General features: G+C 66.0%; 25 protein-coding genes and 1 pseudogene. 18 read left to right on the top strand and 8 right to left on the bottom strand.

Translation table 11 applies throughout. The features are described 5' to 3' along the window. Window positions 1–50: 50 nt before the first annotated feature. From N2604_RS19955 to N2604_RS19945, 3 genes are all read left to right on the top strand, one after another. On the top strand, window positions 51–422 hold the full coding sequence (locus N2604_RS19955; protein WP_260369977.1) for a nuclear transport factor 2 family protein: 372 nt from the start codon (window positions 51–53) through the stop codon (window positions 420–422). A 371-nt stretch (window positions 423–793) separates the two neighbouring features. Then, a complete protein-coding gene (locus N2604_RS19950; protein ID WP_260369976.1) occupies window positions 794–1,126 on the top strand; it encodes a DHCW motif cupin fold protein in 333 nt (110 codons plus the stop codon). Window positions 1,127–1,386: 260 nt separating this feature from the next. Further along, the gene (locus N2604_RS19945) at window positions 1,387–1,596 is read left to right on the top strand and encodes a cold-shock protein (protein WP_015686739.1); all 210 of its coding nucleotides are present in this window, start codon (window positions 1,387–1,389) and stop codon (window positions 1,594–1,596) included. Between the two features lie 195 nt (window positions 1,597–1,791). On the opposite strand, the gene N2604_RS19940 is transcribed toward N2604_RS19945, so the two are convergent. Both N2604_RS19940 and N2604_RS19935 read right to left on the bottom strand, forming a co-directional pair. After that, entirely contained in the window at window positions 1,792–3,093 is a 1,302-nt protein-coding gene (locus N2604_RS19940) for an RsmB/NOP family class I SAM-dependent RNA methyltransferase (RefSeq protein WP_260369975.1), read from the bottom strand. 35 nt (window positions 3,094–3,128) lie between these two features. Further along, window positions 3,129–3,551 carry an MAPEG family protein gene (locus N2604_RS19935; protein ID WP_260369974.1) on the bottom strand — a complete coding sequence of 141 codons (423 nt, stop codon included), beginning with the start codon at window positions 3,549–3,551 and terminating at the stop codon, window positions 3,129–3,131. Between the two features lie 155 nt (window positions 3,552–3,706). Here N2604_RS19935 and N2604_RS19930 point away from each other — a divergent pair. The 10 genes and pseudogenes from N2604_RS19930 to N2604_RS19885 all read left to right on the top strand — a co-directional run bounded on the left by N2604_RS19930 (window position 3,707) and on the right by N2604_RS19885 (window position 12,371). Beyond that, a pseudogene (locus N2604_RS19930) lies at window positions 3,707–4,321 on the top strand (acriflavin resistance protein). Window positions 4,322–4,390: 69 nt separating this feature from the next. Next, on the top strand, window positions 4,391–5,233 hold the full coding sequence (locus N2604_RS19925; RefSeq protein ID WP_260369972.1) for a metallophosphoesterase: 843 nt from the start codon (window positions 4,391–4,393) through the stop codon (window positions 5,231–5,233). A gap of 144 nt (window positions 5,234–5,377) precedes the next feature. Further along, window positions 5,378–6,673: an alanine racemase gene (locus N2604_RS19920; RefSeq protein WP_260369971.1), complete on the top strand. Its 1,296-nt coding sequence runs from the start codon at window positions 5,378–5,380 to the stop codon at window positions 6,671–6,673. Window positions 6,674–6,683: 10 nt separating this feature from the next. Beyond that, on the top strand, window positions 6,684–7,343 hold the full coding sequence (locus N2604_RS19915) for an amino acid ABC transporter permease (protein WP_260369970.1): 660 nt from the start codon (window positions 6,684–6,686) through the stop codon (window positions 7,341–7,343). 11 nt (window positions 7,344–7,354) lie between these two features. Then, window positions 7,355–8,005, top strand: coding sequence for an amino acid ABC transporter permease (locus N2604_RS19910; protein WP_260369969.1), 651 nt, complete (start codon window positions 7,355–7,357; stop codon window positions 8,003–8,005). Next, window positions 7,992–8,720, top strand: coding sequence for an amino acid ABC transporter ATP-binding protein (locus N2604_RS19905; protein WP_260369968.1), 729 nt, complete (start codon window positions 7,992–7,994; stop codon window positions 8,718–8,720). The genes N2604_RS19910 and N2604_RS19905 overlap by 14 nt, the downstream gene beginning before the upstream one ends. Window positions 8,721–8,772: 52 nt before the next feature. Beyond that, window positions 8,773–9,567: a transporter substrate-binding domain-containing protein gene (locus tag N2604_RS19900; protein ID WP_260369967.1), complete on the top strand. Its 795-nt coding sequence runs from the start codon at window positions 8,773–8,775 to the stop codon at window positions 9,565–9,567. 57 nt (window positions 9,568–9,624) lie between these two features. After that, window positions 9,625–9,969, top strand: coding sequence for a RidA family protein (locus N2604_RS19895; protein ID WP_260369966.1), 345 nt, complete (start codon window positions 9,625–9,627; stop codon window positions 9,967–9,969). A gap of 61 nt (window positions 9,970–10,030) precedes the next feature. Continuing rightward, the gene (locus N2604_RS19890; RefSeq protein WP_260369965.1) at window positions 10,031–11,059 is read left to right on the top strand and encodes a succinylglutamate desuccinylase/aspartoacylase family protein; all 1,029 of its coding nucleotides are present in this window, start codon (window positions 10,031–10,033) and stop codon (window positions 11,057–11,059) included. 247 nt (window positions 11,060–11,306) lie between these two features. Next, the gene (locus N2604_RS19885; protein ID WP_260369964.1) at window positions 11,307–12,371 is read left to right on the top strand and encodes a LacI family DNA-binding transcriptional regulator; all 1,065 of its coding nucleotides are present in this window, start codon (window positions 11,307–11,309) and stop codon (window positions 12,369–12,371) included. 10 nt (window positions 12,372–12,381) lie between these two features. Here the strand turns inward: N2604_RS19885 and N2604_RS19880 are convergent, their stop codons facing one another. From N2604_RS19880 to guaB, 3 genes are all read right to left on the bottom strand, one after another. Then, a complete protein-coding gene (locus tag N2604_RS19880; protein WP_260369963.1) occupies window positions 12,382–12,675 on the bottom strand; it encodes a hypothetical protein in 294 nt (97 codons plus the stop codon). Between the two features lie 170 nt (window positions 12,676–12,845). Continuing rightward, on the bottom strand, window positions 12,846–13,868 hold the full coding sequence (locus N2604_RS19875) for an NADP-dependent oxidoreductase (protein WP_260369962.1): 1,023 nt from the start codon (window positions 13,866–13,868) through the stop codon (window positions 12,846–12,848). A gap of 236 nt (window positions 13,869–14,104) precedes the next feature. Next, the gene (gene guaB / locus N2604_RS19870) at window positions 14,105–15,598 is read right to left on the bottom strand and encodes an IMP dehydrogenase (protein ID WP_260369961.1); all 1,494 of its coding nucleotides are present in this window, start codon (window positions 15,596–15,598) and stop codon (window positions 14,105–14,107) included. Window positions 15,599–15,988: 390 nt separating this feature from the next. Here guaB and N2604_RS19865 point away from each other — a divergent pair, with 390 nt between their 5' ends. Further along, window positions 15,989–17,479 carry an MFS transporter gene (locus N2604_RS19865; RefSeq protein WP_260369960.1) on the top strand — a complete coding sequence of 497 codons (1,491 nt, stop codon included), beginning with the start codon at window positions 15,989–15,991 and terminating at the stop codon, window positions 17,477–17,479. Between the two features lie 109 nt (window positions 17,480–17,588). Here N2604_RS19865 and N2604_RS19860 read toward each other — a convergent pair whose 3' ends face one another. Together N2604_RS19860 and N2604_RS19855 are read right to left on the bottom strand one after the other, a co-directional pair. Next, on the bottom strand, window positions 17,589–18,287 hold the full coding sequence (locus tag N2604_RS19860; RefSeq protein WP_260369959.1) for an RlmE family RNA methyltransferase: 699 nt from the start codon (window positions 18,285–18,287) through the stop codon (window positions 17,589–17,591). 1 nt (window position 18,288) lies between these two features. Next, entirely contained in the window at window positions 18,289–19,374 is a 1,086-nt protein-coding gene (locus N2604_RS19855; RefSeq protein WP_260369958.1) for a Ppx/GppA phosphatase family protein, read from the bottom strand. Between the two features lie 210 nt (window positions 19,375–19,584). Between N2604_RS19855 and N2604_RS19850 the strand changes: the two genes are divergently transcribed. Then, window positions 19,585–21,957 carry a xanthine dehydrogenase family protein molybdopterin-binding subunit gene (locus N2604_RS19850; protein ID WP_260369957.1) on the top strand — a complete coding sequence of 791 codons (2,373 nt, stop codon included), beginning with the start codon at window positions 19,585–19,587 and terminating at the stop codon, window positions 21,955–21,957. 170 nt (window positions 21,958–22,127) lie between these two features. On the opposite strand, the gene N2604_RS19845 is transcribed toward N2604_RS19850, so the two are convergent. Beyond that, complete coding sequence (locus N2604_RS19845; RefSeq protein ID WP_260369956.1) at window positions 22,128–22,928, bottom strand: hypothetical protein; 801 nt, start codon at window positions 22,926–22,928, stop codon at window positions 22,128–22,130. A 106-nt stretch (window positions 22,929–23,034) separates the two neighbouring features. Here N2604_RS19845 and N2604_RS19840 point away from each other — a divergent pair, with 106 nt between their 5' ends. The 3 genes from N2604_RS19840 (at window position 23,035) to N2604_RS19830 (ending at window position 26,528) form a co-directional block, all read left to right on the top strand. Next, entirely contained in the window at window positions 23,035–23,526 is a 492-nt protein-coding gene (locus N2604_RS19840; RefSeq protein ID WP_260369955.1) for a YaiI/YqxD family protein, read from the top strand. A gap of 2 nt (window positions 23,527–23,528) precedes the next feature. Next, a complete protein-coding gene (locus N2604_RS19835; protein WP_260369954.1) occupies window positions 23,529–25,340 on the top strand; it encodes an ABC-F family ATP-binding cassette domain-containing protein in 1,812 nt (603 codons plus the stop codon). Between the two features lie 108 nt (window positions 25,341–25,448). Further along, window positions 25,449–26,528, top strand: a complete 1,080-nt coding sequence (locus tag N2604_RS19830) for a D-TA family PLP-dependent enzyme (protein WP_260369953.1) — start codon at window positions 25,449–25,451, stop codon at window positions 26,526–26,528. The last annotated feature ends 112 nt before the right edge of the window (window positions 26,529–26,640 follow it).

Below are 26,640 nucleotides of genomic sequence, written 5' to 3'. Positions count from 1 at the left end.
TGACCTATTATGCCCCATCCTCACAAAGGGGGCCGATCAGGGAGAATGCCATGTCACAGCACCATCAGCCATCAACGCTTGCCGCACTCGGCCGGACCTGGATCGAGGCCTGGAATGCGTGCGATCTCGAGCGCGTCCTCACGCTCTACGACGAGGCGGCCGTGATGACCTCGGACCGCATTCCCATGCTGGGGTTCGACGCCAGCGGCACGGTGCGCGGCAAGGATGCGCTTCGCGCCTATTGGGGCAAGGCGCTTCCCCTGCTGCCGAACCTGCATTTCTCGCTGATCGATCTGTTCATCAGCCCGGACAGCCTCGTGGTGTTCTACGAGAACGAGCGGGGCAAGAAGATCTGCGAATATCTGCGGGTGAATGAGGCGGGGCTGATCGTGCAGGGCTCGGCGAATCATTTGACGCATTGAGGCTGGCGCTTTTTGCGCAGCGACGCCCCTCTCCCCGTCATCCCTGCGTAACGGCGAAGCCGTTATCGCTGGAGGCGCGGGTTCTGCGGCGCGTAGCGACGCAGGGCGAGCCTCGAAGGATGCACGGCCGAGCTGGCAGCCGGGCTGTCGCCCCTTCGAGGCTCGTCCTGCTTCGCAGGACGAGCGCCTCGGGATGACGGACAGAGAGGGAGCGGGCTGCTTCCGCAAGCGTCATTGCGAGCGTAGCGAAGCAATCCAGGCTGCCTCTGCGGATGCATTTCTGGATTGCTTCGCTGCGCTCGCAATGACGGAGACTGCGGCGCGCGCGTGCGCTAACACTGCGCCCGCCGGCTCAGAGACAGGATTCCCCCATGAAACTCCCCACCTCCCCCTTCACCGTCACCGACTGGAGCAAGGTCGAGCCGACCACGCATCCCGGCGAGAGCGGCGAGGCAAAGTGGCGCACGCTCAACATCGGCGATCTCCGCGTGCGGATGGTGGAGTACTCGCCGGGCTATCTCGCCGATCATTGGTGCGACCGCGGCCACGTGCTCTACGTGCTGAAGGGAGAGCTCGACTCTGAGTTGCGCGACGGGCGCAAATTCAAGCTCACGGCGGGGATGAGTTACCAGGTGTCGGATTTCGGCGACGCCGCGCACCGGTCCTCGACGGCCACGGGGGCGACGCTCTTCATCGTCGACTGAGGCGCGCCCGACGGTTAATTTGCACCGCAAAATAGCAAAGTTGCGCGACGTTTCGGGCCACGGGTGGCGCCTTGAAGTAGCCCCAAATTCTCGCTATATTGTGATCATCGATACTTGGGCCGAACGACTGGGCCGCTTCGCTTCGTTACGACGGGCGCGCACGCTTCAGATGACTTCTCCAAACATCGACTGAACAGGACCATGGGCGCAACGACGCGTACCGGTCCGCGTGCGTACTCTCTCTAACAAAGGAAATTCCCATGGCTATGGGCACCGTGAAGTGGTTCAACACCCAAAAGGGTTATGGTTTCATCCAGCCGGACGACGGCCAGAAGGACGTGTTCGTGCACATCAGCGCCGTCGAGCGCGCCGGCCTCTCGACCCTCAACGAGGGCCAGAAGGTCTCGTTCGACATCGTCGCCGATCGCCGCAGCGGCAAGTCCTCGGCTGACAATCTCCGCGTCGGCTAACGCCAACGCACCGTTCTGACCGCGGACGTACCGGCAGAACGTTGGAACTCGAAAGCCCCGCGACCGGGATCGGTCTGCGGGGCTTTTGTTTTTGATTGTCATTCCGGGGCGAACCCGGAATCCATCGGACGGCAAGTTGCGCGGCTTGATGGATTCCGGGTTCTCGCTTCGCGAGCCCCGGAATGACAACGTTGATCAGCCCGACTTCTTCAGCACCGAAACGAAAAACCCATCCGTCCCGGTCCGCCGCGGCGTCATCAGCCAGCCCTCGGCTGATTGCAGCGCGGCCTCGCCAAAGGCTTCCGCCTTGTCCCAGAGCACGCTCGCGGTCTGCTCGGGCGGGACAACCGTGAACTCGCCATGACGGCCGACGAATGCCCTCACCTGCTCGCCGTTCTCTTCCGCCAGCACCGAGCAGGTGATGTAGGCGATGCGGCCACCCGGCTTCACCAGCGGAACCGCTCGCTCCAGCACCTCGGCCTGGTCGCGCAGGCGAATCTCCAGCGCGCCCGGCCGCATCCGCCATTTGGCGTCGGGGTTGCGGCGCCAGGTGCCGGTTCCCGTGCAGGGCGCGTCGATCACGACGAGATCAGCCGAGGCGCGGATGTCGGCCAGCGGATCGGCCTCGCCCTTGGGCGTGCGGACGTCGGCGTTGTGGACGCCGGCGCGCGACAGCCGCTCGTGGATCGGCGCGAGCTGGCGCTTGTCGCGGTCGGTCGCGATCAGCCGGCCCTTGCCCTGCATCAGGGCGGCGAGCGCCAGCGTCTTGCCGCCGGCGCCGGCGCAGAGATCGATCACCTGCTCGCCGGGTTTTGCCGCGGTGAACTGGGCCGCAAGCTGCGATCCCTCATCCTGCACTTCAATGGCACCCTTGATGAAATCCTCTTCCGCCTGGATGCCCGGGTTGCGCGCATCGGCGGAAAGCTCGATGCGCAGGCCGGTTGCGGACCAGGGCGTCGGTTTCGCATGAAGATGAGAAAGCGCCTTCAGCACCTTGTCGCGATTGGATTTTAGCGTGTTGACGCGCAAGTCCAGCGGCGCCCGGCTCGCCATCGCCGCGGTTTCCGCGGCGCGGGTCTCGCCGAACACTTTTGCAAAGTGCGGGTCGAGCCATTCCGGGTAGTCGCCGGCGATCGCGGCCGGCGCGCCTTCGAGCGACCGCGAGGCGAGCGCGGCCTGCTCGGCCTCGGTCAGCGGCGCCGGCGCATACCGGCTGCCGTCGAACAACGCGGCCATGGTGGCCGTGTCCATGTTGCGTTCGAGGCGGAGCATGCCGATCAGCCGGGCCCGCGCGGTATCGGAATCCATCAGCCAGGCGCTCGAGGCGTAGCGGCGCAGCACGTCCCAGACGAGGCCGGCAATGGCGGCGCGATCGCCCGAGCCGGCGAAGCGGTGCGCGGTGCCCCACTCCTTCAACGCCTTCGCCGCGGGCACGCGGTCCTTTTCGATGGTGTCGATCAGTTCGATGGCTGCGGACAGCCGGGCAGCGGGGGTCATTTCAAATCTTTCAGATTGGATCCGGCGCGTTTGGCTCAGATCAGCAACAGCAGCTTCAGCGCGAAGTAGATCCACATCGCGAGCAGCACCAGCACGCCGGCGAGCCAGACCATGGAGCGGCGGCCGAGATCGTTGGAGGAGACGAACACGCCGGCATGGGCAAAGCGCGTCACCACGAACACCCAGGACATCAGCACGATGAAGAGGTCGGCCCGGCGCAAGGGCAATGCCAGCGCGATCAGGACATAGAACAGCACCGGCAGCTCGAACTGGTTGCGGTAGCAATTGGCGATTTGTGTGGCGCCTTTCGGCCAGTTCGGCTCGCCCAGCGCAATGTCGCGGATCTTGGTCTCGCCGGCGACCAGGGCCTTGCGGCGCGCCAGGACCATGCCGATCAGGAGCGCGAAGGTGAGAGCGACCTGCACGAAGACCGGCAGCAAGACCATTTGAACGGACATCGGAACTTTCCCGGGAGGCGAAATGCCGCCGACGTCATTAGCCGCGGCTTCTCACGCTGACAATCAGCGAGTTGAACCGGCGTTCCCGCTCTTGCGACCAACCACAGATTGTTAAAGCGATTTTGGGCCCGTGTGCCCCGAGGCGAGACAGCGCCATGAATTTCTTGTCCAGCTTCTTCACCGAAGCCGCCGAGGGCCAGCTCGGCATCCTGATGTCGGCGCTGTCAGGGATTGCGGCAGCGCTCGCGGTCGCGCTGGCGATGACGGTCTACTTCCGCCTCAGTTACCGGACCTGGCGCGACGTCGCCAGGCACGGCCTCGCAACGCTCGCCGCGCTCGCTTTGTTCGCCTTTGCCGCCTACGACATGCGTCACGCGGCGCTCGCCTATCTCGGCCTCAATCCCTCCAAGCCCGCCGTCGAGTTCGAGATCCGCATGCCCCGGGAGATGCTGACGGCGGTCGGCGACAGCCAGATCGAGCTGCACACCGACCGCAACCAGACTTTGGCGCTGCTGGACGGCGTGCGCGACCTCCCGGACGGTCGGGCGGTGCTGCGCGGCGCAGTGGTGCTCAACCACCGCACGGCCGATCGCGTTCTGGTCGTGAACCTGTCCGGCAAGGGCATCTTCGAGTTCCGCCTCCGCCTGCCCGCCGAGCCGCAGCGCTCCGCCCAGTTCGGCCCCTAGCACCTCGCCGACCGCATCGCCTCCCCGCTCGCCGGTGCCGTCGCCCCGCAGGACGGCTACACCATCCGCTACCGCGTGCTTTAAACTTTGTTCGCTGCGATCCATGCCCGCGCCGTCATCGTTCCGACGCGCGGCGACGGGTAGGATGATCGCATGTCCGAATTTCGTCTCACGCAGATTTCCGACACCCATCTCGGCCGGCGCTTTCCCGGCCTGATCGCCAACTTCCACCGCATCAGCGAGCACATCGACGCCGGCAGGCCGGATCTCGTGGTCAACACCGGCGACGTGTCGTTCGACGGGCCGACCAGCCGCGACGACGTCGAATTCGCCAAAGGCCTGCACGACGCCCTGCCCGTCACCTGCCGCTATCTCCCCGGCAATCACGACATCGGCGACAATCCGACCGCGATCGGGCCTGCGCCGAAGCCGTCGGTCGACGAGACGCACCGCCGGCAGTTCTGCGACATCATCGGCGAAGATCATTGGTCATTCGAGGCCGCGGGCTGGCGCTTCATCGGCCTCAATTCGCTGGTGATGAATTCGGGCCTCGCCTTCGAGGCCGAGCAGTTCGACTGGCTGTCTCAGGAAATCTCGCGCGTGAACGGCAGGCCGGTCGCGCTGTTCCTGCACAAGCCGCTCTTTCTCAACCTGCCCGAGGACGCCGAGACGCCGGAGACGTCGATCCGCTACGTGCCGCAGCCGGTGCGGGCGCGGCTGATCGAGATGTTCGGCAATGTCGACCTGCGTCTTGTCGCCAGCGGCCACGTGCACCAGCGCCGCGACTTCACCTTCCGCCACACCCGCCACGTCTGGGCGCCGTCCGCGGGCTTCGTCATCAACGATCAGCGGCAGGACCGGATCGCGATCAAGGAAGTCGGCCTCGTCGAATACCGCTTCCAGCCCGACAGCCTTGAGGTCCGCCACGTCAGGGCCGCCGGCCAGATCGATGTCGACATCGAGGAGCTGCTCATCCAGATGGGCGGCGGGCACTAGCCTACTGCACGGGGCATCGCACCTTACCATAATACCTCATTGCATCGAATTCGGCCTCAGAATGGCTAAAATCCGCTAATGACAACGTTGTCATAAGGACGTATCGTTTCTTGGCAGCGGTCGGGGGCCGCTGAGGGAGCGATGATGCAGTTCTTGTCCCGGTGGGATCACCAACGCCTGTCGGCGGCTATTCGGGGCATTCCCCTGGTCGATGGTGTGACCATCGAGGACATCGGCAGCCAGCGCTGGTCACCTGCGCGCGGCGATCTCGCCCTGCCCGTCCTCACGCTGGATGAAGCCGCCTTCGCGGCCAACCGTGACCTCTTCCTGCAATGGTGCGCGAGTTCAGGCCTTGCCGTTGCGCCCCACGCCAAGACGCCGATGTCGCCGGAGCTCGCCCGCTCACTGCGCGCCGCCGGCGCCTGGGGCACGACGGTTGCCAACGTCCAGCAGGCGGCCGTGCTGCTCGCGAGCGGCGAGCGGCGCCTGCTGCTGGCCAATGAGATCGGCGGGCTCGCCGCCGGTCGGCGGCTCGGCGCGCTCCTGAGCGCCTATCCCGACGTCGAATTTCACGCCTTCGCAGATTCACCGGCTGCGGTTGCTGCTCTCGCCGAGGCCGCAGCGATCGCGGGCCGCCGGGATTTGTCCGTGCTGGTCGAGCTCGGCGCCGGCCGCGCCGGCGCGCGCGACCGCGCCGCAGTCGAGGCAACGATCGCAGCCGTGCTCGCCGCCGACCGGCTCGTGCTCGGCGGCGTCGCCACTTACGAAGGCGCCGCCGCAACGTCCGATACCAACGAGACGATGCGCGCGATGGCCGCGCTGCTGGAGCGCACCATCGAGACATTTGCGCTGGTGCGCGCGGCCGCCCCGAAGCGGCCGTTGATCATCAGTGCCGGCGGCTCGGCCTATTTCGATATCGTCGCGCGCGCACTTGCGCCCGCGGCTCAGGCCGACGGCAACGCCCAAGTGATCCTGCGCTCGGGCGCGCTGTTCTTTGCCGATCACGGCATCTATGCGCGCGCCTTCGCGGAAGTCGACCGGCGCGGTGGCCTCGTCATCGACGGCCTTCACCACTTCGCCGCGGAGAGCTTTCGCCCCGCGCTGACGCTCTGGGCCGAGGTGCTGTCGCGGCCCGAAGACGGACTTGCGATCGCAGGCTTCGGCATGCGCGATGCCTCCTTCGACCAGGGACTGCCCGTGCCGTTGCGCGTGTTCCGCGACGGCGTCGCGCAGCAAGGCCTCGCCACCGCGCTCGCGGTGACCCGCCTCAACGACCAGCATGCATTCCTGTCGGTCGCGCCCGAAGCCGCGCTTGCGGTCGGCGACATCATCGCCTTCGGCATCTCGCATCCCTGCACCTGCCTCGACCGCTGGCGCGTCATCTTCGGCCTCGATGCCGATGGCGTCGTGACGCGCGCCCTCCCCACCCAGTTCGGCTGAGAGCGGCGCGATGAACTTCCTGCCGCTGTGGCGCTATCAGAACCAGCTCATCGACGGCGCGATCGTCACGCTGGAGCTGACGGTGATCTCGGCGCTGGCCGGGCTCGTGATCGGCATTGCCGGGGCCGTCGCGCTGAAGGGGCGCATCCCGTCGCTGCGCTGGCTGGTGCGCGGTTACATCGAGCTGTTCCGCAACACGCCCTCGCTGATCCAGATCTTCATCGTCTTCTTCGTGCTGCCGAACTTCGGCCTGAAGCTGCCGGCCTTCGAGGCCGCCGCCGTTGCGCTGTCGCTCTATTTCGGCGCTTATTCCGTCGAGATCATCCGCGCCGGTCTCGATTCCATTCCGCGCAGCCAGGTCGAAGCCGGCCAATGCTTGGGGTTGTCAGGCTGGCAGGTGGTTCGCCACATCATTCTGCCGCCGGCGCTGCGCAACGCCTATCCGGCCGTGACCAGCCAGTTCGTGCTTTTGCTGCTCGGCACCTCGCTCGCCTCGCAGGTCGCCGCCGACGAGCTGTTCCATGTCGCCGGCTTCATCGAGAGCCGCACCTATCGCAGCTTCGAGGTCTATGCCGTGATCTGCGCGGTCTATTTCGCGATGGCGATGTCGTTCAAGGCGCTGTTCGCGATCATCGGCCTGGCCGCCTTCCGCTGGCCGCGGCGGCGCTGAGGGGCGAAGCGATGCGATCCTTCTCCCTCATCGATTTCGTCTCGCTGTTCGCGGCGCTGCGCTGGACCGTCGCCCTCGTCGTACTCGCGCTTCTCTTCGGTGCGCCGCTGGCGCTCGGGCTTGCGCTCGGCCGCATCAGCCGGTTCGCAGGGCTGCGCTGGGCGATGGCGGCGTGCATCCAGGTGATCCAGAGCGTGCCGCTGCTCGGGCTGTTGTTCTTCTTCTATTTCGGCATGCCGGTTTTCCTCGGCATCCAGGTGCCGGCGCTCGTCGCCGTGACCGTCGCCTACACGCTCTACACCGCCGCCTTCCTCGGCGAGATCTGGCGCGGTGGTTTAGAGGCCGTGAAGCAGGCGCAATGGGAGGCCGGCGCCTGCCTCGGCCTCTCCGCCTGGCAGCAATTCCGCCACATCATCGCGCCGCAGGCGCTGCGGTTGTCGCTGCCGCCGACCGTCGGCTTCCTGGTGCAGCTGATCAAGGGCACATCGCTCGCCTCGATCCTCGGCTTCGTCGAGCTCGCCCGCGCCGGACAGGTGGTGAGCGCGGCGACGTTCCAGCCGCTGCTCACCTACGCCCTGGTCGCCGCGATTTATTTCGCGCTGTGCCTGCCGCTCACGCTCTGGTCCCGCTCCCTGGAGGCCCGCCTCGATGGCTCTCGTTGAAATCCGCGACGTGCGCAAGACATTCGGCAAGGTCGAGGTGCTCAAGGGCGTCTCGCTCGACGTCGAGGAAGGCGAGATCGTCACCATCATCGGCCGCTCCGGCTCGGGCAAGTCGACCCTGCTCCGCTGCATCAACGCGCTGGAAAGCGTCGATTCCGGCGAGATCCGGGTCGAGGGCCAGAAGGTCCACGCCAAAATGCCTGACCTGAAGAAATTCCGTCAGCGCGTCGGCATCGTGTTCCAGGCCTTCAATTTGTTTCCGCATCTGAAGGTCGAGCGCAACATCACGCTCGCCCCGCTGCTCACCGGCCGCATCGAGAAGGCTAAAGCGCGTGCGCTGGCCGAGGACGTGCTGACCCGCGTCGGGCTCGCCGACAAGATCGAAGCCTGGCCCGAGCAGCTCTCCGGCGGCCAGCAGCAGCGCGTCGCCATCGCCCGCTGTCTCGCCATGGCGCCTCACCTCATGCTGTTCGACGAGGTGACCTCGGCGCTCGACCCCGAGCTCGTCGGCGAAGTCCTGAAAGTGATGGAAGCGATGGCGGAACAGGGCATGACCATGATCCTGGTCACCCACGAGATGGGCTTTGCCCGCAACGTCGCCGACCGCATCGTCTTCATGCATCAGGGCCGCGTCTGGGAACAGGGGCCACCGGCAAAACTGTTCGCCAATCCTGAGACATCCGAGCTCGCAAGCTTCATCGCATCTGCCAAATGAAACTTCCAAGTGAAACCTTCCAAGTGAAACCTTCCCCTTCAAGGAGAGAGTCATGAGAAAGTTGAAGTCCTTCTTCAGCATTGCGGCGGCCCTCGCCGTCCTCGCCGCACCGAGCCTAGCCAAGGCCGACAAGCTCCAGGACGTGCTCGGCGCCGGCAAGATTCGCGTCGGCATTCTCACCGATGCCGCGCCGTGGGGCTTCAAGGACGACAAGGGCGAGATCGCCGGCCTCGACGCCGATCTCGCCAAGCTGATCGCCGCCGACATGGGCGTGAAGCTTGAGCTCGTCCCGGTGACGGGCGCCGCGCGCATCCCGAGCCTCTTGTCGGACAAGATCGACATGCTGATCGCGGGTCTCGGCGCAACGCCCGAGCGCGCCCAGCAGGTGATGTTCTCGCAGCCTTATGCCGTGGTGAATCTCGGCGTCTACGGCGCGAAATCCCTTCCCTCAGCCGCCGGCAAGAAGCCCGACAATCTCGACGGCCGCAGCGTTGCTGTGGCCAAGGGCTCGACGCTCGACGTCTGGCTCACCGACAACGCGCCGAAGGTGAAGCTGGTGCGCTTCGAGGACACGCCGGCCGCGATTGCGGCCTATCTCGCCGGACAGGCCGACACGTTCGCGGAGAACAGCGCCATTGCACTGAAGGTGCAGGACCAGAACCCGACCAAGGAGGTCGAGCTGAAGTTCCTGATCCGCCAGTCGCCGGCCCATGTCGGCGTCCGCCAGGGCGAGCAGAACCTGCTCAACTGGATCAACACCGACATCTTCTTCAACAAGCTCAACGGCAAGCTCGGCGCGCTTCAGCTGAAATGGTTCAAGGAAGAGCAGTCGCTACCGACGCTGTGAGTTTTGGACGGGCTCTTGCATCATCTGTGAGAGCCCACCTTTACGAGGAGAATTGAGATGATCAAACGTTACGTCGTGGGATCGCGCATGAGCCAGGCCGTCGCCGCCGGCGGCATGGTGCACATCGCAGGCCAGGTCGCCGATGACCGCAAGACCGGCATCGTGTCGCAGACCGAGCAGGTGCTCGCCAAGATCGACGCGCTGCTCAAGGAGGCCGGCTCCGACCGCTCCAAGCTGATCGCGGTCAACGTCTTCCTGCCGCATATCACCGACTTCGACACCATGAACTCGGTCTATGACGCCTGGATCGATCCAGCCAACCCGCCGGCGCGCGCCTGCGTCGAAGCCCGTCTCGCCGATCCCGATCTGCGCGTCGAGATGACCGCGGTCGCCTTGCTCTAAGGCGCCGCTTTTTCTTCAACCTTCGGCCGGCGTCGGCGACGACGCGGCCATGAGGCCAACCATGCATACCGGACTGTTTCACGACATCGATTTCGAGAAGGACCAGAAATGGTCCGGCCATCTCGGCATTCCCTTCTCGATCGACCGCTCGCCCTACTACCAGCTCAAGATCCCGATCTTCCGGATCAAGAACGGCGCCGGGCCGAAGCTGCTGCTGATGGCCGGCAATCACGGCGACGAATATGAGGGCGAGATCACGCTGACGCGGCTGTATCGCCGGTTGGATGCAAAGGACATCAAGGGCGAGATCACCATCCTGCCCTTCGCCAATTGGCCGGCCGTGATGGCGGCGCGCCGCCGTTCGCCGCTCGACCAAGGCAATCTCAACCGCGCCTTCCCCGGCGATGCCGCGGGCACGCCGACGTTCCGGCTGGCGCATTTTCTTGAGCACGAGCTGTTTCCGCGCCACGACGTCGTCTTCGACATCCATTCCGGCGGCACCTCGATGGCGCACGTGCCTTGCGCGTTGATCGAGCGGCAGGGACCGCCCGAGATGTTCGGCCACGCATTGCGCCTGATGGAAGGGCTCGGCATGCCCTTCGCCTTTATCGCCGAGAACGGCGCCACGGCGCCGACCTCGATGGCGGCGGCCGCACGCGCTGGCGCGATCGGACTCTCCGGCGAATTCGGCGGCGGCGGCACGGTGACGCCGCAGACGATGGCGTTCACCGCGCGCGCGGTCGACCGATTGCTGCTCGCGCTCGGCTTCGTCCAGGCGCCCGTGCTGGGGCCGCATGCGCCGGTCGAGCGCGCCACCGAGCTGTTGGCGTTGCAGAGCCATGCCCAGGCGGTGTTCGCGACGCGCCGTGGCTGGTTCGAGCCCTCTGTCACCGTGGGTGCGCGGGTCAAGGCGGGCGACATCGCCGGCTGGTATCACGACTTCGAGCGTCCCGACCTGCCCGAAGAGGTGCTGCGCTTTCCCGACGACGGCATCGTGATCTCGCAGCGGCTGCACACCGACAGCCAGAGCGGCGACTGCCTGGTGCAGGTCGGCCGCGCACTGAAGCGTGAGGAAGTTTTGGGACGGTGACGTGAACAGTTGCCGCGGCGAACTCGCTGCACCTCTCCCGCTTGCGGGAGAGGTCGGCGCGCGCGAAGCGCGCCGGGTGAGGGCTTTCTCCGCTTGGGGGTTTCGTCCGTGAGCCTTGGACGATCCCGACGAGGACACACCCTCTCCCCAACCCTCCCCGCAGGCGGGGGAGGGAGCGCACCGCCATCGCGGTTGCAGTACGATCTGATCTCATGATGCACTAACCTGACGTCTCTCCAGGGATTCGATGACCGATCCGGCCAAGCCGAGCTATGACGACGTCGTGCGCATTCCGGCGCCGCCCGGCCGCAGCAACGCGACCGGACGTCCGCCGCGCATCGAGGAGGTCGCAGAACGCGCCGGCGTCGCGCCGATCACGGTGTCGCGGGTGCTGCGCCACCCCGAGAAGGTCAATCGCAAGACCCGCGAGCGCATCCTCGAGGTAATCGAGGCGACCGGCTATGCCTCCAACCCGCATGCGCGCGCGCTGCGCTCGGGCCGCTCCAACGTGGTCGTGGCCTTCGTCTCCAACATCCTCAGCCAGCAGTTTGGCCTTGCAGTGCGCAGCTTTGCCGCGACGCTCGAGCCGGAAGGTTTCGAGGTGCTGGTCGGCCAGACCTCCTATTCCTATGCCAAGGAGGTCGCGATGATCCAGTCGCTGCGCGGCATCCGCCCCGCGGCGGTGATGTTCACCGGCGTCATCGAGCTCGAGGAGAACCGCACGGCGCTGGCCGAGCTCGGCATTCCCGTGATCGAGACCTGGGCGTTCCCGCGCGATCCCATCGACATGCTGGTCGGCCTGTCCAATGCGGATGCCGGCGCGATGGCGGCACGCAGGCTGGCGCAGGCGGGACATCGCCGCGTCGCCTTCATCGGCCGCAGCAGCGGCCGCGGCGCGCTGCGCCGCGACGGCTTTCGCGCCGCCGCCGCACAGCTCGGCCTCACGATCGTTCACGAAATTCTTGTTGGAGAGGTGACGGGGCTCGTCGACGGCCGTGCCGCCTTCACCGCCCTGCTCGAGCGCGGCGGCGACGTCGATGCCGTGTTCTGCGCCAACGACCTGCTCGCGACCGGTGCGCTGATCGAGGCTCGCGCCCGCGGCCTGTCGGTGCCGCGCGATCTGGCCGTGCTGGGCTTCGGTGACAACGACGTCGCCGATCAGATCACGCCCAGCCTCACGACCATCTCGTTCGATGCGGCGGCCGTGGGACGTCTCGCGGGCGAACTGCTTTTGGCGCGGCTCTCGGGCACGCCGCGCGCCGAGCAGCGGCTCGCGGTCGATCTGTTCCTGGTCGAGCGCGGCAGCGTCTGAGCGTTGCGGCTTACGCGACGCTCTTGAGATCCTGCTGGATGGCAGCGAGCAGCGATTGCAGCGCGGCGCTGTTCACCGGCTTGGCCTCGGTACCGACCGGCTGAACAAAGGCGGGCTGCGCAGCTTCGACCGGACGCTTCGGGAATGGCGGTGGCGCAGGCCTTGCGGCCGGCGTGAATTCGCCCTCGTCCTCGGCGTGAACGAACTTGCCATGGATGACGTCGTCGCGACGGCCCATGATGAACATGGTCGCCCAATAGCCGGCGGCCAGCAGGATGACGCAAAAAATACCGATCTCTAACATCGCAGCACCTGAAATATGCGCGATGATTCAATGCCTTCGTCCGGCCGTCAATGAACAGGCGGTCACACCTGCGGCTTTTGCGGGCAGGTGTGACCATTTGGTGACTCTTTCTTAACTATCCCCACGCGGCGTGTGGCCGCGGGGCCACGTGAGTCCCATTCCCTGTCGCGCTAGGCCTTGTCCGGCCCGACCCGGACCAGCTGCTTGCCGAAATTGGCCCCTTTCAGCAGCCCTATGAAGGCGCCGGGGGCGCTTTCCAGGCCCTCGGTGACGAACTCCTTGTACTTGACCTTGCCCTCGCGAACCCAGGCGGACATGTCGCGCAGGAAGTCGCCATGGCGGGCGGCAAAGTCGGACACGATGAAGCCGCGGAAGGTCAGCCGCTTGGTGAGCGTTGCACGCATCAGGCTGGCCGCCCATTTCGGCGGCTTGGCCTCGGTGTCGTTGTAATGGGCGATCAGGCCGCAAACGGGCACGCGCGCAAACGGGTTGAGCAGCGGGAACACCGCCTCGAACACGGCACCGCCGACATTCTCGAAATAGACGTCGATGCCATCAGGGCAGGCGAATTTCAACTTGGCCGGAAAATCGGTTTCGCGATGATCGAGACAATCATCGAAGCCGAGCTCCTGCACCACGTAGTCGCACTTGTCCTTGCCTCCGGCGATGCCGACCGCGCGTGCGCCCTTGATCTTGGCGATCTGCCCCACCGCCGAGCCGACCGCGCCTGACGCACCGGCAACGACGACGGTCTCGCCCGGTTGCGGCTTGCCGATGTCGAGCAGGCCCGTATAGGCGGTCATGCCGGGCATGCCGAGCACGCCGACCGAGGTCGAGATCGGACCGAGCTTGGGATCGACCTTGATCAGGCCCTTGCCGTTCGAGATCGCATGAGTCTGCCAGCCGGAGCGGATGCGCACGATGTCGCCGACCGCGAAATCGGGATTGTTGGAGGCCGCGACCTCGCTGACCGCCTCGCCTTCCATTACGCCGCCGACCGGCACCGGAGCTGCGTAGGACGGCCCGTCGCTCATGCGCCCGCGCATATAGGGATCGAGCGACAGCCAGATCGTGCGCAGCAGGACTTCGCCCGGCCCTGGCGTCGGAACGGCGAATTCCTCCAGGCGAAAATCGGACGGCTTGGGTTCGCCGACGGGACGCGCGGCGAGAACGATGCGTTTGGCTTGGGCCATGGCTTCCTCCTTTTTGTCTTTCGACGTGGACGGAAGCGGAGGCTGGTAGCTGCGTCAATACAAAAGCGGTGGAGCGGTTGGCACAGCTCGTGTCCCGGACGCGCTGCAACGTGAAACGTTGCTGCGCAGAGCCGGGATCCAAAAAGCTACACGGGAGGTTGCGGAGAGATGGGCCCCGGCTCTGCAGCGCATCACCGAAGAGGTGCTGCGCTGCGTCCGGGGCACGAGACCGAGAACTAACCCCCGCCCGGATAGTTCGGGCTCTCGCGCGTGATGGTGACGTCGTGGACGTGGCTTTCGCGCAGGCCCGCGCCGGTGATGCGGACGAACTGGGCCTTGTCGTGCAGCTCCTTCATGTCGCGCGCGCCGACATAGCCCATCGCGGCGCGCAAGCCGCCGGCGAGCTGGTGCATGACGTTGCCGACCGGGCCCTTGTAGGGCACCTGCCCCTCGATGCCTTCGGGCACGAGCTTGAGCGTGTCCTTGATGTCCTGCTGGAAGTAGCGGTCGGCCGATCCCCGCGCCATCGCGCCGACCGAGCCCATGCCGCGATAGGCCTTGTAGGAGCGGCCCTGCCACAGGAACACTTCGCCCGGCGTCTCGTCGGTGCCGGCGAGCAGCGAGCCGACCATGGCGATGTCGGCGCCGGCAGCGAGCGCTTTCGCAAGGTCGCCGGAATATTTGATGCCGCCGTCGGCGATGACGGGGATGTCGGCCTTCTTCGCCGCCTCGACCGCATCCATGATCGCGGTGAGCTGGGGCACACCGACGCCGGCGACGATGCGCGTGGTGCAGATCGAGCCGGGGCCGATGCCGACCTTGATGCAATCCGCGCCTGCGTCGATCAGCGCCTGCGCGCCCTCCGTGGTGGCAACGTTGCCGGCGACGACCTGCACCGAATTGGACAGGCGCTTGATGCGGTTCACCGCCTGCAGCACGTGACGGGAATGGCCGTGCGCGGTGTCGACGACGACGAGATCCACGCCGGCGTCGATCAGCCGCTCGGTGCGCTCGAAGCCGTTATCGCCGACCGTGGTGGCGGCAGCGACGCGCAGGCGCCCCTGCGCGTCCTTGCAGGCGAGCGGATGGGCGACCGCCTTCTCCATGTCCTTCACGGTGATGAGACCGACGCAGCGATATTGATCGTCGACCACCAGCAGCTTCTCGATGCGGTGCTGGTGCAGCATCCGCCGCGCCTCGTCCTGGCTGACATTCTCACGGACCGTGACGAGGTTTTCGTGCGTCATCAGCTCGGAGATCTTTTGCTGGCGATTGGTCGCAAAGCGCACGTCACGGTTGGTGAGAATGCCGACCAGCTTGCCGGGCGTGTTCTTGCCCGCGCCGGTGACGACGGGAATGCCGGAGATGCCGTGATCGCTCATCAGCTTGAGCGCGTCGTCGAGGGTGGCGTCGGGGCTGATGGTGAGCGGGTTCACCACCATGCCGGACTCGTAGCGCTTGACCTGCCGCACCTGGGCGGCCTGCCCTTCGGGATCGAAGTTGCGGTGGATGACGCCAAGGCCGCCGGCCTGCGCCATGGCGATCGCCATGCGGGCCTCGGTGACCGTGTCCATGGCCGAGGCCATGATCGGGATGTTGAGCGGAATGGCGCGGGTGACGCGGGAGCGGATGTCAACCTCGCCCGGCATGACGTCGGACAGGCCCGGCTTCAACAGCACGTCGTCGAACGTAAAGGCTTCGCGGATGCCCTGAAGTTGCACCGTGGCCATCTGCCAACTCCTTCCTGCGGCCTTGCCGCAAATACTAATGGATGAGCGCCGCCCTCGGCGTCCCTTGCGGCAACGCCTTGAGAATCGGAGCCCATCGGTGGGGTTGACGCGGGTCGATAGCACGCCTGCGTGACGAATCAAAGCAATTCGGGCCGCTGGCCAGCCATGCACAGGCTTTTTTGGGGCGAAATCGGCGGGGTGGGCCAGGTACGCCGTCCCCTCCGCCGTCATCCCGGGTTCGCGCCAAGGGGCGCGCCCCGGAATGACGAGAGGGTCACACCGTTGTTACGCGGGACCTAGGTGCCATGCGTCGATCCGCAATGGTCCGCGGCGGACGGCGGTGATAAGCCGCAACTCCACCCCTCATTCCGATTTCATTGCCAATCCGTCATGGTCGACAAGCAACGCGTCATTCCGCTGATCGTGGCCACCGCTCTCTTTATGGAGAACATGGATTCCACCGTGATCGCCACCTCGCTGCCGGCGATTGCGGCCGACATCGGCACCAGCCCGCTGACGCTGAAGCTCGCGATCACGTCCTACCTGCTGTCGCTTGCGGTGTTCATCCCGGCGAGCGGCTGGACCGCCGACCGCTTCGGCGCGCGCATGGTGTTCGCCATCGCGGTCGGTGTGTTCATGGTCGGCTCGGTCGGCTGCGCACTCTCGACCTCGGTCACCGATTTCGTGTTCGCGCGCATCCTGCAAGGGATGGGCGGCGCGATGATGACGCCGGTCGGACGCCTCGTGCTGCTGCGCTCGGTCGACAAGAGCGCGCTGGTCAACGCCATGGCCTGGGTGACGGTCCCTGCCCTGATCGGTCCCGTGATCGGCCCGCCGCTCGGCGGCTTCATCACCACCTACGCGTCCTGGCACTGGATCTTCCTGATCAACATCCCGATCGGCCTGCTCGGCATCTTCATGGCGCTGCGCTTCATCGATCCCATCAAGAGCGAGGCGCAGGAGCCGTTCGATCTCTATGGCATGGTGCTCGCTGGGCTGGGGCTTGCCGGCATCGCCTTCGGCCTCTCGGTTGCCGGCCTCAGCCTGCTGCCCTGGAGCACAGTTGCCGCGTTGATCGCGGGCGGTGCGATTTCGATGACGCTCTACATCATCCACGCGCGCCGGACCGGATCGCCGGTCCTGGACTTCTCGCTCCTGAGGCTGCCGACGCTGCGCGCAGCCGTGTTCGGCGGCTTCCTGTTCCGGCTCGGCATCGGCGCGCTGCCGTTCCTGCTGCCGCTCCTGATGCAGATCGGCTTCGGCCTGTCGCCGTTCCATTCCGGCCTCGTCACCTTTGCTTCCTCGTTAGGGGCCATGGGCATGAAGACGCTGGCGGCACGGATCATCCGCACCTTCGGCTTCCGCAACCTGATGACGGTGAACGCGATCGTCAGCGCGTTCTTTCTCGGCGTCTGCGCGCTGTTCACGGTGACGACGCCGCTGCTCATCATCATGGTGATCCTGGTGGTCGGCGGCTTCTTCCGCTCGCTGGAGTTCACCGCGATCAACACGGTCGCCTATGCCGACGTCGAGACCGCGCAAATGAGCCGCGCCACCACCCTCGTCAGCGTCAACCAGCAGCTCGCGATCTCGGCCGGCGTCGCCGTCGGCGCGGCCTGTGTCGAGACCACGATGTGGTTCAGCCATGTCAGCGAGCTCAACGCCACCGTGTTCGCGCCCGCCTTCGTCGTGGTCGCGCTGACCTCGGCGGCCTCGAGCTGGTTCTTCTGGCAGATGCCCGCGGATGCCGGCCACGAGATTTCGGGACGCAAGGCGGTGGAGATCGCGAGCCGCAAGGGCGCCGGCAAGGGCGCAGAGAAGGCTGCGGTCAAGGCGGCGTCCGAGGATACGCAGGACGTGCGGGATCAGCGGCTGGGGTAGCGCAGTCGCTGTAGCCCGGATGGAGCAAAGCGCAATCCGGGACCTGTCCCGCATTACGCTTTGCTCCATGCGGGCTACGATTCCTGCGCTCGCAACGCGGAGCTCGCGACTACGCCGTTCCCCCGCCGCGAAACCCCGTCGCCAGCACGTAGCGTTCCGAGGAATCCTGTCGGCTCGCGGCGGGCTTGACGTGACGCACGGTGGCAAAGTCGCGCTTGAGCTGGGCGAGCAGTTCGGCGTCGGCGCCGCTCTGGAACGTCTTGGCGAGGAACGTGCCGCCGGGCTTGAGCACGTCGCAGGCGAACGCCGCCGCGGTCTCGACCAAGCCGACGATGCGGAGCTGGTCGGTCTTGCGGTGGCCGGTGGTGTTGGCGGCCATGTCGGACATCACGACGTCGGCCTTGCCGCCCAGCATCGCGGTGAGCTTCTCGGGGGCGTCGTTGTCCATGAAGTCGAGCTGCGCGAAATCGACGCCGGGAATCTCCGGCATCTCCAACAGATCGATCGCGACGACCTTGCCCTTGCCTTCGGTCGAGCCGACGCGCTTGGCCGCGATCTGGCTCCAGCCGCCGGGAGCGGCGCCAAGATCGACCACGGCCATGCCCGGCTTCAACAGCCGGAACTTGTCGTCCATCTCCAGCAGCTTGAATGCGGCGCGCGAGCGATAGCCCGCGGCCTTGGCCTTGGCGACATAGGGATCGTTGAGCTGCCGCTCCAGCCACAGCTTGGACGACAATTTCCGCTTGCCGCCGGTCTTGACCTTGGTTTTGACTTGGACGTGCAAGCGGCCGGTGGTGTCCTTGGCCATCTCACCAGCTCCTGAGCGCGCCGTCCTCGCGCATCATCTCGACCAGCATGCCTTCGCGCAGGCCCCGGTCGGCGACGCGCAGGCGCGGCAGCGGAAAGGCGCGGCGAATGGCATCGAGAATGGCGCAGCCGGCGAGCACAAGATCGGCACGCTCGACGCTGATGCAGCTGTTGTTCGCGCGCTCCTCGTAGCTCATGCCGAGCAGCTTCTCGATGGTCGCGGTGATATCTGAATCGTTCATCCAGATGCTGTCGATGCGGCGGCGGTCATAGCGCGCGAGGTTAAGATGAATGCCGGCCAGCGTCGTCACCGTGCCCGACGTGCCGAGCAGATGCATCTCAGTGAGATCGCGGCCGTGCTCTTCCGCGAACGGCGCGACGTGGTTTGCGACCTCCTGCTCCATCGCGGCGTAGATCTGCGGCGTGACGTCGCGGCCGCCGAACTGCTCGGCGAGCGTGACCACGCCATACGGGATCGACATCCAGGCCTTGATGCGCGGCTCCGGATTGGTGGCGTCGCGCTCGATCCGCACCAGCTCGGTCGAGCCACCGCCGATGTCGAACAGGATTGCGCCGCGTCCCCTGGGGTCGACCAGCGGCGAGCAGCCCAGCACGGCGAGCGTGGCCTCGGTCTCACGGTCGATCACCTCGAGCTCGATGCCGGTCTCGGCCGCAACGCGGCTGCGAAACCCTTCCGCGTTCGAAGCGGCGCGGCAGGCTTCGGTCGCGATCAGCCGCAGCCGGCGCGCCTTCCGTAAGTTGATCTTGTCGCGGCAGATGCTGAGCGCGGCGATGGCGCGCTCGATCGCGGCGTCGCTGATGCAACCTGTCGCCGAGACGCCCTCGCCGAGCCGGATGATGCGCGAGAAGGAATCGACCACGCGAAAGCCGTCCTGGGTCGGACAGGCGATCAGCAGCCTGCAATTGTTGGTGCCGAGGTCCAGCGCCGCATAGACGCCGGTTCCCGGCGCCTGCGCGCCGACGGCCGGATCGGTGGCCAACGCGACCGCCGCCATCGACCCCTCCAGCTCACCGGGCGGCCCATGTTGCCTTACATGGCCGTCGCGGAGCCGCGTGTGGTCATTCATACAAACTGTCTTTCCGCGGCCGGTCGGGCCGGTCTGGAATTGATTTTTCGCCTGAAACATTAGCAGCGCGGCAGGCCTGCGCAACAACGCATCACATGGGACCATGTCCAATCGTGCGTTGTCGTGAACGGGGGTGGTGGGTTATCTCAGGGGAGTCCGGTGCTCCGCTGCCGCGAAAATGCGCAAATGCCGGCTTTTCAGGTCAATTCCATGCAAGAACACACCAAATCGTCCACGCTCGAGAACGCTATTGCACTGCAAAAATATGGCGTCGGGCAACCGGTCCGCCGCAAGGAGGACGACACCCTGGTGCGCGGCAAGGGCCGCTACACCGACGATTTCAATCTGCCGAACCAGGCCTATGCCGTGGTCGTCCGTTCCATCCATGCCCATGGCATCATCCGCGGCATCGGGCTCGATGCCGCCAAGGCGATGCCGGGCGTGCTGGGCGTGTGGACCGGGAAGGATCTCGATGCCGCCGGCTATGGCCCCTTCACCTGCGGCCTGCCGCTGAAGAGCCGCGACGGCTCGCCCCTGCTCCAGACCAACCGCCAGCCGCTGGCGACCGACAAGGTCCGCTTCGTCGGCGATCCCGTCGCCTTCGTGGTCGCGGAGACGCTGGCTCAGGCGCGCGACGCGGCCGAGGCGGTCGAGCTCGACATCGAGCCGCTGCCGGCGGTGACTGATCCTGAGGAGGCCGCCAAGCCCGGCGCGCCGCAGCTCTATGACCACATTCCGAACAATGTCGCGCTCGACTACCACTATGGCGACATGGACAAGGTCAACGCGGCCTTCGCCAGCGCCGCTCACGTCACCAAGCTCGACATCGAGAACACCCGCGTCGCCGTGGTCTCGATGGAGCCTCGCGTGGGGCTTGCCTCCTACGACAAGAAGACCGAGCGCTACACGCTTCAGGTGCCAACGCAGGGCGTTGCCGGCAATCGCGCCAACCTCGCCAAGAACCTGAAGGTGCCGAACGAGAAGGTGCGCATCCTCACCGCCAACGTCGGCGGCTCCTTCGGCATGAAGAACATCAACTATCCCGAATACATGTGCATCCTGTATGCGGCGAAGGCACTGGGACGCCCGGTGAAGTGGCTGGACGAGCGCTCCACCAGCTTCCTCTCCGACAGCCACGGCCGCGCGCAGAAGATCCATGCCGAACTCGCGCTCGATGCGGAGGGGCATTTCCTCGCGGCGAAGCTGTCCGGCTATGGCAATCTCGGCGCCTACATCACCGGCGTCGCGCCGAGCCCGCTTTCGCTCAACACCGGCAAGAATTTCTCCAGCGTCTATCGCACGCCGCTGATGGCGGTCGACATCAAGACGGTGCTCACCAACACCACGCTGATGGGGGCCTATCGCGGCGCCGGCCGGCCCGAGGCGAACTATTACATGGAGCGGCTGATCGACCGCGCCGCCGACGAGATGGGAATCAACCGGCTGACCCTGCGCAAGCGCAACTTCATCAAGCCGAACCAGATCCCGTTCGCGGCCTCCTCCGGCGTGACCTATGACAGCGGCGACTTCCCGGCCGTGTTCAACAAGGCGCTCGAAATCTCCGATTACGATAACTTCGCCAAGCGCAAGAAGGAGAGCAGGAAGGCCGGCAAGCTGCGCGGGATTGCGGTCGGCTCCTATCTCGAGGTCACCGCGCCGCCCGGCGTCGAGCTCGGCAAGATCGTGTTCGATCCTGACGGCACCGTGCAGCTCATCACCGGCACGCTCGATTACGGCCAGGGCCATGCCACGCCGTTCGCGCAGGTACTGTGCGAGCAGCTCGGCGTCCCCTTCGAGAGCGTGAAGCTCGTGCAAGGGGACAGCGACATCGTCCACACCGGCAACGGCACCGGCGGCTCGCGCTCGATCACGGCGACCGGCCAGGCCATTGTGGGCGCCGCCAAGCTCGTGATCGAGAAGGGCAAGCGCGCCGCCGCGCATATGCTTGAGGCGTCCGAGGCCGACATCGAATTCGCCAACGGCAGCTTCACGATCGCCGGCACCGACCGCAGTATCGACATCATGGAGCTCGCCAAGCGCCTGCATGACGGCAAGGTGCCGGAGGGCGTGCCTGATACGCTCGATGTCGACCACACCAGCGATCCGGTCGCCTCCGCGTTCCCGAACGGCTGCCACGTCGCTGAGGTCGAGATCGACCCGGACACCGGCGTGGTGCAGATCGTGCGCTACAGCGCGGTCAACGATTTCGGCACGGTGATCAACCCGATGCTGGTCGCGGGCCAGCTCCATGGCGGCGTGGTCCAGGGCATCGGCCAGGCGCTGATGGAGCACATCCGCTACGACGACAATGGCCAGCCGATTACGGGCTCGCTGATGGACTACGCCCTGCCCCGTGCCGAGGACGTCCCCAACATGACGGTCGGCGATCACCCAGTGCCCGCCACCACCAATCCGCTCGGCAGCAAGGGTTGCGGCGAAGCGGGCTGTGCCGGCAGCCTGTCGACGGTGGTGAACGCGGTGCTCGATGCGCTGTCGGATTACGGCATCAAGCACATCGACATGCCGCTGACCCCCGAGCGGGTATGGCGCGCGATCCAGGAGGCGAAGGCCAAGGCGGCGTAAGGGGGACTGTCGTCGCCACAAACTCTACTGTCATCGCCCGGCTTGACCGGGCGATCCAGTACTCCGAGACGGCAGCGATTGACCGAGAAGCCGCGGCGTACTGGATTCCCCGCCTTCGCGGGGAATGACACCGTCTTTGGAGTGATGGGCTTGGCCTTTCCTGTTCTCCGCTACGCCGCCGCCTGCTCACGCGGCTGGTAGATCGCGGTGTGCTGGCAATGCGCGAGCGGCGTCGTGCCGTTGGCGACGACGAGGGCGTCGAGCTCGACGAAGCGGTGGCCCTTCTTCTCGTAATTCGCGGTGACTTTTGCCCGCGCGGTGATCTCGTCGCCGGCCCGCGCGGCGGATAGCAGCTGCATGCGGCTGCCGACGTGGATCCAGGGACCCAGAATGGTGTTGTCCACCAGCACGCGGTTCATGGCGCGTTGAATCAGGCCGGGATGGCCGAGCCCCTCGCGCGCGAAGATCGGATCGGTTTCCCTGATGTCGGCGAGATAATCGGCGGCGTCCTGCCCGGCCCAGCGGCGCGGTGTCGTGCCCAGCCATTTGCCGGTCTCGAACGTTGCCGGGCCGACCGGCTTGCGCTCGGCGACAGCGGGGACTTCGACATAGTCGCTCAATGTTACCATCGGCGCCTCCGCCGGCAGCGAGGCCGTCCCGGTCGCGCACAGCTCGGTGCGGCTGAACACCTCGATGGTCAGCAGGCCGTTGTGCTCGGTCGCGTCGACGTCGGCAGTCTCGCCGTCATAGACCGGCTTGATGAAGCGCGCCTCGACCAGCCCACGTGAAAGGAAATCGCGGCCCCAGCGCGCGATCGGCACGTGCATCATGTAGGCGAAGACGTCGACGCCGGGGACCAGCCCGCCGGAAAAGCCGAAGCGGCGCGCCACATTGTCGTCGTGCATCTTGTTTTCGGACTGCTTGGCGGTGTTGTAGGCCTCGACGCGGTAGGTTTCGAGCCGGTTCGGCATGGCTTGGCTTTCCCATATTCTTATTGTTTCGGAAGCGATCGTAGGGCCTGAGGAACCAGGGTCAATCCCCTCGCCTTTGCCGTCCGAATGCGGTACCACGCGCGGAATGACCGATACCCCCACCCGCATCTATGTCGACGCCGACGCCTGCCCTGTGAAGGACGAGATCTACCGCGTCGCGATCCGGCACGGCGTACCCGTCAGCGTGGTCGCAGGCAATTTCATCCGCGTGCCGCAGGATCTCCTGATCGAGCGCATTGCCGCAGGTAGCGGCATGGACGCCGCCGACGACTGGATCGCCGAGCGCGCGAGGCCTGGCGACGTCGTGGTGACCTCGGACATTCCGCTGGCCAGCCGCTGCGTGAAGGCGGGTGCCGACGTGATCGCCCCGAACGGCAAGCCGTTCACCGAAGAGTCGATCGGGATGACCCTGGCGGTGCGCAATCTGATGACGGATCTGCGTTCGTCGGGCGAAGTCACTGGCGGCCCGCGTTCGTTCTCGCCGCGCGACCGCTCCGCCTTCCTCTCGGCGCTCGACCAGACGCTGCGCCGGATCCAGCGCCGCCGCGCAGATCAGGCCGCAACGAGCCAAGGTTAGCCATGGCCCCGCCGCTGATCCAACTCAAAGACATCAGGCTGACCTTCGGCGGCACGCCGCTGCTGTCGGGCGTCGAGCTCAACGTCGCGCCATCCGAACGGGTCTGCCTGATCGGCCGCAACGGCTCCGGCAAGTCGACCCTTTTGAAGATCGCAGCCGGCCTGGTCGAGCCGGACTCGGGCACGCGCTTCGTGCAGCCGGGCGCAACGGTGCGCTACCTGCCGCAGGAGCCGGATTTCGGCGCGCACATGACAACGCTCGCTTATGTCGAGTCCGGCCTCGCGCCCGGCGACGACCAGCACCAGGCGCGTTATCTCCTGGAGCAGCTCGGCCTCACCGGCGAGGAGAACCCGCACAACCTCTCCGGCGGCGAGGCGCGCCGCGCGGCGCTGGCCTTTGTGCTGGCGCCCTCGCCCGACATTCTGCTGCTGGACGAGCCGACCAACCACCTCGATCTCGCCACCATCGAATGGCTGGAACAGGAGCTCGACAGCCGCCGCAGTGCGCTGGTCATCATCAGCCATGACCGCCGCTTCCTCACCAATCTCTCGCGCTCCACCGCCTGGCTCGACCGCGGCAAGATCAAGCAGATCGACCGCGGCTTTGCCTCGTTCGAGAGCTGGCGCGACGAGGTGCTCGCGGAAGAGGAGCGCGACCAGCACAAGCTCGATCGCAAGATCGTCGACGAAGAGCACTGGCTGCGCCACGGCGTCTCCGGCCGGCGCAAGCGCAACGTCAAACGCCTCGCCAATCTGCACGCGTTGCGCGCCCAACGCCGCAATTATCGCGGCACCGCCGGGAGCGCCAATCTCGCAGCCAGCGAAGCCGAGCAGTCCGGCAAGCTGGTGATCGAGGCCAAGGGCATCGCCAAATCCTATGGCGAGCGCAAGATCGTCGAGAATTTCTCGACCCGCATCCAGCGCGGCGACCGGCTCGGCATCATCGGGCCGAATGGCGCCGGCAAGACCACGCTGGTCAACCTGCTTACCGGCGGCGCGGAGCCCGATTCCGGCACCGTGCGGCTTGGCGCCAATCTGGAGATGGCGACGCTCGACCAGCATCGCGAAAGCCTCGATCCCAAATCGACGCTGGCCGAAGCGCTCACCGGCGGCCGCGGCGACCACGTCATGGTCGGCGGCAAGCCGAAGCACGTCGTCGGCTACATGAAGGACTTCCTGTTCGCGCAGGAGCAGCGTGGCACGCCGCTCGAGGTGCTCTCGGGCGGGGAGCGCGGCCGGCTGATGCTGGCGCGCGCGCTGGCAAAGCCGTCGAACCTCCTGGTGCTGGACGAGCCGACCAACGATCTCGATCTCGAGACGCTCGACGTGCTCGAGGAGATGCTCGGCGACTACGAGGGTACTGTCATCCTGATCAGCCATGACCGCGACTTCCTCGACCGCGTCGTCACCTCGGTGATTGCGCCGGAGGGGAACGGCAAGTGGATCGAATATGCCGGCGGCTACAGCGACATGCTTGCGCAGCGCGGCGCGGACCTCAAGCGCGAGACCGCGAAGACCCAAGCGCCGGCAGAGAAGAAAGAGGAGCGCGCCGCCGCTCCCTCGTCCGCGCCCAAGCGGAAGCTGAGCTTCAACGAGAAGCACGCACTGGAAACGCTGCCGAAGAAGATGGAAACGTTGCACGCCGATATTGCAAAATTGCAGCGCGTGCTGGACGATCCCACTCTCTATGCGAAGGATCGCAAAAAATTCGACGATACCTCGGCCGCCATCGCCAGGGCACATGAAGAACTGTCCGCCGCCGAAGAGCGCTGGCTCGAACTTGAAATGCTCCGTGAAGAAATAGAGCAGGCTTGAATCGTAGGATGGGTAGAGCGAAGCGAAACCCATCGCGCAACGGGAACTGGTTCTGATGGGTTTCGCTTCGCTCTACTCATCCTACAGGGCCGAAGATAGAGAGATCATATGACCACTCCCCTCGCCGCAAAAATCGCCCGCGAATACGGCACGCCTTGTGCCGTCATCGACATGGACAGGGTCGAGCGCAACATTGCCCGGATCCAGAAGGCCTGCGACGGCGCCGGGATCGCCAATCGTCCGCACATCAAGACGCACAAGAACCCGACGATTGCCAAGATGCAGGTCGCGGCCGGCGCCAAGGGCATCACCTGCCAGAAGCTGGGCGAAGCCGAGATCATGGCCAATGCCGGCATCGACGACATCCTGATCAGCTACAACCTGCTGGGCGAGGAGAAGATGGCGCGGCTCGCCGCGCTGCAGGCGAAAGCCAACATGACAGTGGCCGCTGACAACTCCACCGTCATCGCCGGCCTGCCCAAGGCGGCTGCGGCGTCAGGCCGGCCGCTTTCCGTCGTGGTCGAATGCGACACCGGGCGCAAGCGCGCCGGCGTCGAGACGCCGGCCGAAGCGATTGCCCTGGCACGCGAGATCGCGGCGTCCAAGGGCCTCGAGTTCGCAGGCTTCATGTTGTATCCGACCGAGACCGGCTGGGCTGAAGCGCAGAAATTCTACGACGAGGCGCTGGCCGGCGTGCGCGCGCACGGGCTTGACGCCAAGATCGTCTCGACCGGCGGCACGCCGAACCTCGTCAACATCGGCAAGCTCAAAGGCGGCACCGAGCACCGCTTCGGCACCTACATCTATAACGATCGCATGCAGGTCGCTGCGGGCTCGGCGACCTGGGACGATTGCGCGCTGCACATCTATTCGACGGTGGTGAGCCGCGCCGCGCCCGAGCGCGGGATCCTCGACGCCGGCTCGAAAACGCTGACCACGGACACCGGCGGGCTCGACGGCCACGGCCTGATCCTGGAGCATCCCGAAGCCAAGATCGCCAAGTTCGCCGAGGAGCACGGCTTCCTCGACCTCTCCCGCAGCAACACAAGGCCGAATGTCGGCGACGTCGTCCGCATCGTGCCGAACCATGTCTGCGTCGTCGTCAACATGATGGACGAGGTGGTGATGGTCCGCGGCGAGGACATCATCGGCACCCTACCGGTAGCTGCACGGGGGAAGCTGCGGTAGGCGGTTCGGCGCCCGCGCATCCTTCGAGGCTCGGCCTCCGGTGCTAGTCGCACCGGAAGCCGAGCACCTCAGGATGACGCTCTCGTTAGTCTGCCTCGCGATGCTGCTCTCG

The organism is Bradyrhizobium sp. CB1015 (assembly GCF_025200925.1).
Taxonomy (GTDB): domain Bacteria; phylum Pseudomonadota; class Alphaproteobacteria; order Rhizobiales; family Xanthobacteraceae; genus Bradyrhizobium.
The sequence above is the reverse complement of the archived record's forward strand: the minus strand, read 5'-3'. Positions and strand labels throughout refer to the sequence as shown.